This is a genomic window from Erythrobacter sp. (genome assembly GCF_038133525.1).
Classification (GTDB): Bacteria; Pseudomonadota; Alphaproteobacteria; order Sphingomonadales; family Sphingomonadaceae; genus Qipengyuania.
The window spans coordinates 23,199-32,884 of the sequence record NZ_JAYPTL010000039.1 but is presented as its reverse complement, the minus strand read 5'-3'; the positions used below and the strand labels follow the sequence as shown (position 1 = coordinate 32,884).

Sequence of the window (9,686 nt, the reverse complement as noted above, 5' to 3'; positions counted from 1 at the left end):
GTGCGGGCTTGGGGCCGGTGATGTCTGCTATCGAACAGGGCGGCACTATCGCGCTGGCGAATAAGGAAGCGCTGGTATCTGCCGGCGAAGTGATGATCGCCGCGGTGGCAAAGCACGGTGCCACGCTCTTGCCGGTGGATTCCGAACACAATGCGATCTTCCAATGCCTTGCCGGTGGCCGGATCAGCGATGTTCGCTGGATCACCCTGTCCGCCAGCGGCGGTCCCCTGCGCCTGGTTGAGGATTTGAGCGCGGTAACGCCTGAGCAGGCCATCGCCCACCCGAACTGGGACATGGGCGCCAAGATCAGCGTCGATAGTGCGACCATGTTCAACAAGGGCCTCGAACTGATCGAGGCGCACCACCTGTTTCCCGTCGGCCTCGACCGGATACGGATCGTGGTGCATCCGCAGAGCGTGATCCACTCGATGGTCGAATATCGCGATGGTTCTACCCTTGCGCAGTTGGGCCCGTCCGACATGCGGGTGCCGATTGCCTCGTGCCTTGCCTGGCCGCAGCGGATGGACACGCCCTGCGCTCCGCTCGACCTCGCTGCGATTGGCGAACTGACGTTTTTCGCACCCGACGAGCTGCGCTTTCCTGCCACCCGCCTGGCGCGCGAGGCCGCCGAAGCGGGCGGCGCGGCACCCGCCGTGCTCAACGCCGCCAATGAAGTGGCAGTGGCAGCCTTTCTCGAGCGTAAGATTCCATTCAGCCGTATCCCCGTATTGGTGGAGCGTGTACTGGACGGGCGCGATCTTCCGCCCGCCCCCGGGACCCTTGAGGAGGTCTTGGGCGTTGATGCAGAAGCGCGCATGCGTGCCATCGAATTATTGGAGCTAGCCTGACCTTGGACCTGACCTTGCCCCTGTGGCTCTATTACGTGCTTGGTTTCCCGCTGTTGCTGGGGCCGCTGGTGACGGTGCATGAGCTTGGCCACTATCTGGTCGGGCGCTGGTTCGGTGTGCAGGCTGAGGCATTCTCTATCGGATTTGGCAAGGAAATCTGGGGCTTTACCGATAAACGTGGTACGCGATGGAAACTCGCGGCGCTTCCCCTTGGCGGTTACGTCCAATTCAAGGGTGACATGAACCCGGCGAGTATCCCCGATGCCGAGGCGATCGCTAATGCTACCGCTGACGAGCGTGTGGGCAGTTTCCACCACGCGAGCCTCTGGAAGCGGGCGCTGATCGTATTCGCGGGACCCGCGACCAATATCCTTCTGACTTTGGCGATATTCGCCAGTTTCTTCGCACTTTTTGGCAAGCCTGTTCCGGCGGATGCCGAGCAGCAGCTGACGGTCCAAACCTTTGCGGAACAGTCGCCTGCACGCGAGGCCGGGCTGAATATCGGGGACCGGATCGTCTCGATCGAGGGTGTCGTGGTTCACGGTTTCCGCGATGTGCAAAACGAGATACTCCTCTATCCTGGGCGTACGCTGGATATCACTGTGCTGCGCGACGGTGCGGAGCTGACGATCCCGGTAACCACGGCTAGCCACGAGATAACCGACGAATTCGGCAATGTTTCGCGCATCGGATTGATTGGGATCGCGGCGAGTGACGCAACCTACGCCTATGAGCCGCAAGGTCTGGTTTCGAGTGTCGGGCTAGCCGTCGATCACTCGCTCGGGATTGTCGAGATGATGGTCACCGGGATCGGCCAGATCGTGAGCGGCGAGAGGTCGGTTAAGGAGCTTGGCGGACCGGTGAAGATCGCCAAATACTCGGGTGAACAGCTGAGTCTCGGGCCGCTCGCCTTCATCAACTTCGTGGCGCTGATCTCGCTTAATTTGGCATTCATCAACCTCCTGCCAATCCCGGCTCTCGACGGCGGGCACCTGGCTTTTTATGCGGCTGAAGCAGTCCGTCGGAAGCCGGTTGGCCCGCGCGGTCAGGAAGTGGCGTATCGTGCTGGCGTGGCGCTCGTGCTCATGCTGATGGTATTCGTCACAGTGAACGACCTGGCGGGTCTCCCGTTATTCGGGAAATAGCCGGGGAAAGGGAAGGCGAGGGGTCGGCAATTCGCTGCAGCAATGCTTGATTGGCGAGGACGCATCGGGCAGGGGACGCACAGGCTGCCCCATACCGTGTGGCCTGGCGCCGGATCGGGGCAGCTGCCTGCCGGGTCTTCGGGATTTTGAAGAGGACGGGAATCCCCTTGTCGATGACTGATTTTGTACCTGCCGCCGCGCGTCGCAACATTCCCAATGCGCGTCTGGCAATCGCCCTGCTGGCTGGCACCATGCTGGCGGGCGTGCCGCAGATCGCGGTGGCGCAAGAGGAAAGCGACCAGGCGGCGGCACCTGCACCGGTTCCGCAGCGGGATGTTGTCCGCACCATTTCGGTTTCGGGTGCCCAGCGGCTCGAGCCGCAGACCATCCTCTCTTACATCAGGCTGCGCGTTGGCGACACCTGGACCCAGGCCCTGGGTGACCAGGTGCTCAAGGATATCTACGCGACCGAGCTCTTCTCGACAGCGAGTGTCGTGAACAACAACGGCGATGTGGTCATCACCATCGTCGAAAACCCCGTGATCAACCGCATCATCCTGGAAGGGAACAAGCGGCTCAAGAACGACAAGATCCTGCCCGAGATCAAGCTCTCGCCCAGGCAGATCTTTACGCGTTCGAAGGTTCGCGCCGACGTGGCGCGCATCATCGAGCTGTACAAGCGCCAGGGGCGTTTTGCCGCGACGGTCGAGCCGAAAATGGTCGAGCTCAGCCAGAACCGCGTCGATATCGTCTACGAGATCAATGAGGGCCCCAAGTCGAAGGTCCGCCAGATCAACATCATCGGCAACGAGAAGTTCTCCGACGGCGATCTGCGTGGCGAGATGCTGACCAAGCAGGCGCGCTTCACCAGCTTCTTCAGTTCGAACACCAGCTACGATCCCGATCGCCTAGCCTTCGACCAGCAGAAGCTGCGTCAATTCTATCTGACTGAGGGGTACGCGGATTTCCGCGTGGTTTCCGCGGTGGCCGAGCTCACGCCGGACAAGCGCGATTTCATCATCACCTATGTGGTGGAAGAAGGCGAACGCTACAAGTTCGGCGACGTGAAGGTCGAGAGCCAGATTCGCGACTTCGACAGCGAAGCAATGACCGGTCGCCTCGCGATGACCCAAGGCGATTGGTACGATGCAAAGGCGGTCGAAGACACCGTCGAGCAGCTGACCGAATTGGCAGGAACCTTTGGCTACGCCTTCGCCGACATCAGCCCCGAGTTCAATCGCAACCCCGAAACGCTGACCATGGACGTAACCTACGTCCTGCGTGAGGCACCCCGCGTCTATGTCGAGCGTATCGACGTCAACGGCAACACGCTGACGCAGGACAAGGTGGTCCGCCGCGAATTCCGCTCGGCTGAAGGTGACGCGTTCAACTCGCTGGCAGTCAAGCGTTCGACGGCGCGCATCAATTCCCTGGGCTTCTTCCAGGAAAACTTCGAGATCAACCAGGTGGAGGGTAGTCAGCCCGACCGGATCGTCCTCGAAGCCAACGTAGAAGAGCAGGCGACAGGCGAGCTCCAGCTCTCGGCCGGTTTCAGTTCGCTCGAAAGCTTCATTCTCGCCGGCTCGATCCGTCAGCGGAACTTCCGCGGTCGTGGCCAGACGATCGGCCTGAGTCTGAATTATTCGCGGTATTCACGATCGGCGCAGATCAGCTTTACCGAACCCTATGTGTTCGATCGCAACATCTCGCTCGGTTTCGACGTTTACCGGCGAGACTATAACAGCTTCAACTTCCGCAATAGCCAGCGCAACACGACCTTCGAGCAGTCCACGACCGGCTTCTCGCTGCGTGCCGGCGTGCCGGTGACCGAATATGTCTCCGCGATCGGCAGCTACACGTTCAATTACGACGATATCTCGCTCGGCCAGGAGTATTTCAGCGATCGCGATGGCGATGGCGTCTTTACCTGCGACCCGATCATCGCCGGTCGTTACCTGTGTGAAGCCATCGGGAACCGCGTAAGCTCGATCGTCGGCCTCACGCTGGTCTACGATACGCTCGACAGCCGTTTGCGCCCGTCGCGCGGTGAGACCGCCAGCATTACCACCGAATTTGCCGGCCTTGGTGGTTCTGTGAAGTATCTGCGCGCCCGAACGCGCGCTGCCAAATACTGGTCGGTCGGGTCTGGTTTCATCTTCTCGGTCACCGGTGAAGGTGGGTACATTCATGGCCTTGGCGGCAGCAATGGTCCCGGCACCGACTCGGTTCGCCTCACGGACCGTTTCCAGCTCGGTGAGCCGCAGATCCGCGGCTTCGATATTCGCGGAATCGGCCCCCGCGTGGTGCGCCTGCAATATGTCGATGACGACAATGATGCGACGACGCCCGACGTTCCGCAGTCGATCGAAGAAGCTCTCGCTGGCCGTCGCCGCGTGGACGACGCGCTTGGTGGCCGTGCCTATTATCTAGGACGTGCAGAGCTCGAGTTGCCGCTCGGTTCGGGCGCACGCGAATTGGGCCTTCGCCCGTCGCTGTTCTTCGACGTTGGCTCGTTGTTCAAGGTGACCAGGCCCCTGTTGCAGGACTTCCCCCTGGGGATTCAGGAGCAGGATGCTGATGGCAATCCTATCTACCTGCAGCGCAGCGTCGATGATCGAGGCAACGATGTCCTCCTCCGCGTCATCAATCCGACCGCGCCTGATGGCAGTACCAACTCACCGTCCTACATCGGCGGGACGAACTTCAAGGAAGTCTTCGTCGGTGACAGCCCGTCGCCACGCATTTCGGTCGGTATCGGTGTGAACTGGAACTCGCCCTTCGGGCCGTTCCGGATCGACTTTTCCAAGGTGCTCAAGAGCCAGACTGGCGATGACACCAAGCGCTTCTCCTTCAACGTAGGGACCCAGTTCTAATGACTACGAAGACCACTATTCTTTCGGCCGTCGCGCTTGCGGGCGTGGCATTCGTTGCAGCTCCCGCCTCGGCACAGGTCGCCGGCATCGCGACGAGCAGCCCCGAAGCCGTGATCGTCCGTTCGCAGGCCCGCATCAATGCTTACCAGCAGATCGAAACGCAGTACGCTGCGCAGATCCAGCAGGTCCGCACGCTGCGTCAGGAAACTGCGACGCTGCAGCAGAGCCTCGACACCAACAAGGACGGCCAGCTGTCGCAGCAGGAAGTCCAGGCCAACCCCACCGTGGTGCAGCAGATCCAGCAGAAGGAACAGGCGATCCAGACGGCTTCGCAGCCGATCGTGCTTGCTCAGACCTATGCGATCGAACAGCTGATCAACGACTACGCCAACGTCCAGCAGCAGGTGATCAACCAGAAGAAGATCCAGATCATGCTGACGCCGGATGCGATCCAGTGGGCACCCGAGGTGGTCAACGTGACCGATGATCTGGTCAATGTGCTCAACCAGCGCGTCCCTGCCGTTCAGATCACCCCGCCGGCCGACTGGCGCCCGCGTCAGGAATCGCTGCAGACTCAGCAGACCGTTTCGCAGGTTATCCTGCAGGTCGCCCAGCAACAGGCCGCCCAGCAGGCTGCGCAGCAGCAACAGCAGCAACAGCAGCCGACTGGCCGCTAAGCGCACGAACGAACAGGGGCAGGGCAATGAGCGAATCCGGTTTCGACGTCGTCGAGGTGCTGAAGCGCCTGCCGCATCGCTATCCCCTGCTCCTGGTCGACCGCGTCAAGGAACTCGTTCCTGACGAGCGCATCCACGCGGTCAAAGCGGTCAGCTTCAATGAGGATTTCTTCCAGGGGCATTTCCCCGGCGCACCGATCATGCCGGGTGTGCTCCAGATCGAGGCGCTGGCGCAGGCCGCCGGCGTGCTCGCGGTCGAAAGCCTCGGCCTCGCGGGTTCGGGCAAGCTGGTCTATTTCATGGCAATCGAGAACGCTAAGTTCCGCGCGCCGGTGACACCGGGCGTGCTGCTCGACCTCAAGGCCAGCTTCGTCCAGAAGCGTGCCCGCGTGTGCAAGTTCGCGGGCGAGGCTTCGGTCGAGGGCAAGGTCACCTGTGAAGTCAGCTTCACCGCCATGATCGCCGACGCACCCGAATAAGGTTGCCAATCCGGGCGCTCGCCGCTATGCGCGCGCCTTTCCCATTCACAGCTGGACCGGTCGGAACCGTTCCGAAGCTAGAAGGACGACTACCATGAAGGCCGAAGGGCACCCCGACTATCACATGATCACGGTCAAGATGACCGATGGTACCGAATTCCAGACCCGTTCGACCTGGGGCAAGGAAGGCGACACGCTCGCGCTCGAAATCGACCCGACCAGCCACCCGGCCTGGACCGGCGGTCGCCAGCAGCTGCAGGAAGGTGGCCGTGTTGCCGCGTTCAACAAGCGTTTCGGCGGTCTCTCGCTCAAGAAGTAAGCTTCTCGAGCGATCACGAAATCAGGGAAGGGCGGTCCGCGGGGCCGCCCTTTCTCGTTCCGCTAGAGCTATTCCGCGCACTCGATGCAGCGGGTTGCGATTGGGCGGGCTTCCAGTCGGGCGCGGGCGATGGGCTTCCCGCAAGATGAACATGTACCGTAGGACCCGTTCTCGATCCGCAGCAGCGCCGCCCGGATCTGCCCGATCTCCTGCCGCAACACGTCATCGACCCCCGCCAGCGCTTCATCGTCTGCCAGGTCGATCGCCTGCTCGCTTGAATCGGCTTCGAGCGGGTGGCGCAAGTCGTCTTCCACCGCTTCCGCACGCTCCAACAAATCAGCCAACCGCTTGCGCAGGATCTCGGCCAGATCTGAATATTCGGTCATCACCACCCCCAAGGTTTCTCGCGATACCACTTGGTTATCACGTATTTCAGTCCCTTACGCACCTTCATCCCGTGATGGATGGTGTTGGGATTGCCCCGTCCATCCGGGTATCGGTTGTTCCAGCATAGCAGTTTACCGGTTTCCGGCTGGAACATCTTGCCGACCGCCTTGAACCGTGTCGCACCACCGGCCTCCACGTCATTGAGATAGATCATGAACGTCCACGTGCGTTGCCCGGCGATCGAGCAATATTTGGTCCAGTCGGCACCGCCCGGGTTGAAATAGTCGCAATGTGCCTTGAACTCCTGGCCGACGGCATAGCGCTGCCCCTGGACCGGTTCGCCATGCGCCGCGTCGATGCCATTGAGCGCCTCCAGGAGGTGTTCAAGGCGCTGTACCGCCGGAATGGCTGCGTCGAAATCGCAGGTCTCGCTGGTCCGGAAATATCGGTCTTCGCCCGCATCGGCGAGAGTTGATGGCCGCCTGTCCTGCTCGATCAGCTCGATCAACTCGGCGCACAGGTCCGGAGGCAGGAAATTGCGCAGTTGGAACAGCTCGACCTTGTCGTTGGGCACGCGCTGCACGCCGTCGCATGCGAGGAGTCGTTCTGCCGAAGATTCGCCGGGCCCCATCGGGCGTGAGACTAGACGCCTGTCGGGGCTCGCGAAAGATAGTTACGTCGCGCGTTATTCGTGCGCTTTTTCGCTTCCCATTTCGGGCGTGTTGTGCAACAGGCCCACGCCGCTGCGGCAAGCGGGTTGACGCCCGCCCAGCCGGGCGTATCAGGCCCCCTTCCCGGACGGTTCCGGGGGCATGTGGCGATCGTAGCTCAGTTGGTTAGAGCGCCGGTTTGTGGTACCGGAGGTCGCGGGTTCGAACCCCGTCGATCGCCCCATTTCCCCTCGATTGAACCGCTCATCACGAGGAATTGGGGCAAGAGCTATGACGGCCTTCTGGACCGAAGCGGATTTCGACGATCACGAGCTGGTGGAGGTTGTGCGCGACCCCAAGAGCGGCCTGACGGCGATTATCGCGCTTCATTCGACATTTCTCGGCCCTGGCGCTGGCGGGACCCGCTTCTGGCACTACGCCAATCCCGCAGACGCGATGCGCGATGCGCTGCGCCTGTCGCGCGGGATGAGCTACAAGAATGCGATGGCTGGCCTGCCGATGGGCGGCGGGAAGGCCGTGATCCTTGCCGACAAGGACCGTACCAAGAGCCCCGAACTGCTCGCGGCCTTTGCCGATGCGGTCCAGGCTCTGGGCGGCAAGTATGTGACTGCCGAAGACGTCGGTATTTCTGAAGCCGACATGGCGGCGGTGGCGCAGCGCACCCAATATGTTTCGGGCCTCCCGGTTGAAGGCGAAGATGCGGCGGGCGGCGATCCTGGCCCCTTTACCGCGCTCGGCATCTTCCTGGGCATCAAGGCCGCGGTGAAGCACAAGCTGGGCAAGGATAGCGTTGAAGGCGTCCATGTCGCGATCCAGGGGACCGGTAGCGTCGGTGGCGGCGTTGCCCGCCTGCTGGCCAAGGAAGGCGCGCGCCTGACCCTCTCGGACATCCACATGGATCGCGCGGAAGCCCTTGCCACCGAACTGGGCGCCGATACAGCTGCGCCCGAAGCGATCATGTCGGTCGCCTGCGATGTCTTCAGCCCCAATGCGCTGGGTGCAATTCTCGACGATGAAGGCATTGCCCGTCTCGACTGCCAGATCGTTGCCGGCGGTGCGAATAACCAGCTCCGCCGCCCCGAACATGGCCCCATGTTGGCCAAGCGCGGCATCCTCTATGCCCCCGACTACGTGATCAATGCGGGCGGGATCATTTCGGTGACGCTCGAGTACCTTTGCCGCAATGATGAGGCGCCTTGCGACATCAACGAAGTGCGCAAGCGCATCGCGCAGATCCCGGGCCGGCTCGAGACGATCTGGCAGGAAAGCGATACTTCCGGCTCGTCTCCCGACCAGGTCGCCGACCGCATGGCGCAGGAACTGATCGGCCGCTGATTTGGGGTTTTGCCGCTAAAGCATGGCAATAGGCCATTGTTTCCAGCGCCAAGCACTGCCAAAGCGGCGACCGGACAGGTAATCGATGCACGGCTTCGCCAACCCCAAACGCTTTCTCTCACTCGCAAGCTGGTTGACCCCGCTCCTGTTGGTGAGCGGTTTGCTGATCAGCGCAGGCGCACTCTGGTGGGGCCTGACCCGCGTTCCGCCCGATCGCCTGATGGGTGAGACCGTCCGTATCCTGTTTCTCCATGTCCCCACCGCATGGCTGGGCATGGGTGGCTGGACCGCGATCGCGATCTCCAGCCTGGTATTCCTGGTCTGGCGGCACCCGCTTGCGGCGCTGGCCGCGCGAGCAGCAGCCGTGCCGGGACTGGTCTTCACCATTGTCTGCCTGGCGACCGGATCGATCTGGGGGCGGCCGACCTGGGGCAAGTGGTGGGTTTGGGACGGGCGACTAACCAGCATGCTGGTGCTGGCCTTTCTCTATGTCGCCTATATCGCACTGGCGCAGGCGGCCGAGCGCGAGGGCGTGAGTCCCCGAATTCCGGCGATCTTCGGCCTGCTGGGCGCGATCAACATCCCCATCATCAACCGCAGCGTGGTCTGGTGGAATTCGCTCCACCAGCCGCCCAGCATTACCATGGGCAAGAGCGCGATCGATCCCGCTTTCCTCAATCCGCTGCTGATCGCCGTGCTCGGCTTTTCGCTGCTGTTCGGCGGCGTTGTGCTCGCGCGGATGCGGGCATGGCTCGCGGATATCCAGGCAGATGCGCGCTTGCGCCGCAAGGCGATGGAGGCCGTCTGATGCGCGAGGCCCTGGATCAGTGGAATTTCGTCGTCGCAGCCTATGTCATCGGCGTGGTCGGTACGCTGGCCATGGTCGGCTGGAGCTGGATTGATATGAAGCGCGCCGAACGGCGCCGTGAGGAGGCACGACGGAAGTGAGCCA

At 62.0% G+C, this 9,686-nt stretch carries 11 protein-coding genes and 1 tRNA gene; 10 read left to right on the top strand and 2 right to left on the bottom strand.

Annotated features, from left to right (window positions below; genetic code table 11):
• From dxr to rpmE, 6 genes are all read left to right on the top strand, one after another.
• Positions 1–848 (top strand): 1-deoxy-D-xylulose-5-phosphate reductoisomerase (gene dxr, locus AAFM29_RS11355; protein WP_341712911.1); only part of this gene is annotated, 848 nt, incomplete at its 5' end.
• A gap of 2 nt (positions 849–850) precedes the next feature.
• Positions 851–1,993, top strand: a complete 1,143-nt coding sequence (gene rseP, locus AAFM29_RS11350) for an RIP metalloprotease RseP (protein ID WP_341712910.1) — start codon at positions 851–853, stop codon at positions 1,991–1,993.
• Between the two features lie 173 nt (positions 1,994–2,166).
• Positions 2,167–4,866: an outer membrane protein assembly factor BamA gene (bamA, locus tag AAFM29_RS11345; protein WP_341712909.1), complete on the top strand. Its 2,700-nt coding sequence runs from the start codon at positions 2,167–2,169 to the stop codon at positions 4,864–4,866.
• Positions 4,866–5,543 carry an OmpH family outer membrane protein gene (locus AAFM29_RS11340; protein ID WP_341712908.1) on the top strand — a complete coding sequence of 226 codons (678 nt, stop codon included), beginning with the start codon at positions 4,866–4,868 and terminating at the stop codon, positions 5,541–5,543. The genes bamA and AAFM29_RS11340 overlap by 1 nt, the downstream gene beginning before the upstream one ends.
• A gap of 26 nt (positions 5,544–5,569) precedes the next feature.
• A complete protein-coding gene (fabZ, locus tag AAFM29_RS11335; RefSeq protein ID WP_341712907.1) occupies positions 5,570–6,022 on the top strand; it encodes a 3-hydroxyacyl-ACP dehydratase FabZ in 453 nt (150 codons plus the stop codon).
• 94 nt (positions 6,023–6,116) lie between these two features.
• The gene (gene rpmE / locus AAFM29_RS11330; protein ID WP_173213946.1) at positions 6,117–6,341 is read left to right on the top strand and encodes a 50S ribosomal protein L31; all 225 of its coding nucleotides are present in this window, start codon (positions 6,117–6,119) and stop codon (positions 6,339–6,341) included.
• A gap of 68 nt (positions 6,342–6,409) precedes the next feature.
• Here the strand turns inward: rpmE and AAFM29_RS11325 are convergent, their stop codons facing one another.
• Together AAFM29_RS11325 and AAFM29_RS11320 are read right to left on the bottom strand one after the other, a co-directional pair.
• Complete coding sequence (locus AAFM29_RS11325; protein WP_341712906.1) at positions 6,410–6,727, bottom strand: TraR/DksA family transcriptional regulator; 318 nt, start codon at positions 6,725–6,727, stop codon at positions 6,410–6,412.
• Positions 6,727–7,359 (bottom strand): 2OG-Fe(II) oxygenase, encoded by a 633-nt coding sequence (locus tag AAFM29_RS11320; protein WP_341712905.1) that lies wholly within the window; start codon positions 7,357–7,359, stop codon positions 6,727–6,729. Before AAFM29_RS11320 ends, AAFM29_RS11325 begins: the two co-directional genes overlap by 1 nt.
• 186 nt (positions 7,360–7,545) lie before the next feature.
• On the opposite strand from AAFM29_RS11320, the gene AAFM29_RS11315 reads away from it, so the two are divergent.
• The 4 genes from AAFM29_RS11315 (at position 7,546) to AAFM29_RS11300 (ending at position 9,682) form a co-directional block, all read left to right on the top strand.
• Positions 7,546–7,622 (top strand) — tRNA-His (locus AAFM29_RS11315).
• A gap of 47 nt (positions 7,623–7,669) precedes the next feature.
• Positions 7,670–8,734 (top strand): Glu/Leu/Phe/Val dehydrogenase dimerization domain-containing protein, encoded by a 1,065-nt coding sequence (locus tag AAFM29_RS11310; protein ID WP_341712904.1) that lies wholly within the window; start codon positions 7,670–7,672, stop codon positions 8,732–8,734.
• Positions 8,735–8,819: 85 nt separating this feature from the next.
• Positions 8,820–9,542, top strand: a complete 723-nt coding sequence (ccmC, locus tag AAFM29_RS11305; RefSeq protein WP_341712903.1) for a heme ABC transporter permease CcmC — start codon at positions 8,820–8,822, stop codon at positions 9,540–9,542.
• On the top strand, positions 9,542–9,682 hold the full coding sequence (locus tag AAFM29_RS11300) for a hypothetical protein (RefSeq protein ID WP_341712902.1): 141 nt from the start codon (positions 9,542–9,544) through the stop codon (positions 9,680–9,682). The genes ccmC and AAFM29_RS11300 overlap by 1 nt, the downstream gene beginning before the upstream one ends.
• Positions 9,683–9,686: the final 4 nt, after the last annotated feature.

Coding starts and splice junctions, on each gene's coding strand:
- bamA (WP_341712909.1), top strand. CDS start 2,167: ATGACTGATTTTGTACCTGCCGCCGCGCGTCGCAACATTCCCAATGCG.
- AAFM29_RS11340 (WP_341712908.1), top strand. CDS start 4,866: ATGACTACGAAGACCACTATTCTTTCGGCCGTCGCGCTTGCGGGCGTG.
- fabZ (WP_341712907.1), top strand. CDS start 5,570: ATGAGCGAATCCGGTTTCGACGTCGTCGAGGTGCTGAAGCGCCTGCCG.
- rpmE (WP_173213946.1), top strand. CDS start 6,117: ATGAAGGCCGAAGGGCACCCCGACTATCACATGATCACGGTCAAGATG.
- AAFM29_RS11325 (WP_341712906.1), bottom strand. CDS start 6,727: ATGACCGAATATTCAGATCTGGCCGAGATCCTGCGCAAGCGGTTGGCT.
- AAFM29_RS11320 (WP_341712905.1), bottom strand. CDS start 7,359: ATGGGGCCCGGCGAATCTTCGGCAGAACGACTCCTCGCATGCGACGGC.
- AAFM29_RS11310 (WP_341712904.1), top strand. CDS start 7,670: ATGACGGCCTTCTGGACCGAAGCGGATTTCGACGATCACGAGCTGGTG.
- ccmC (WP_341712903.1), top strand. CDS start 8,820: ATGCACGGCTTCGCCAACCCCAAACGCTTTCTCTCACTCGCAAGCTGG.
- AAFM29_RS11300 (WP_341712902.1), top strand. CDS start 9,542: ATGCGCGAGGCCCTGGATCAGTGGAATTTCGTCGTCGCAGCCTATGTC.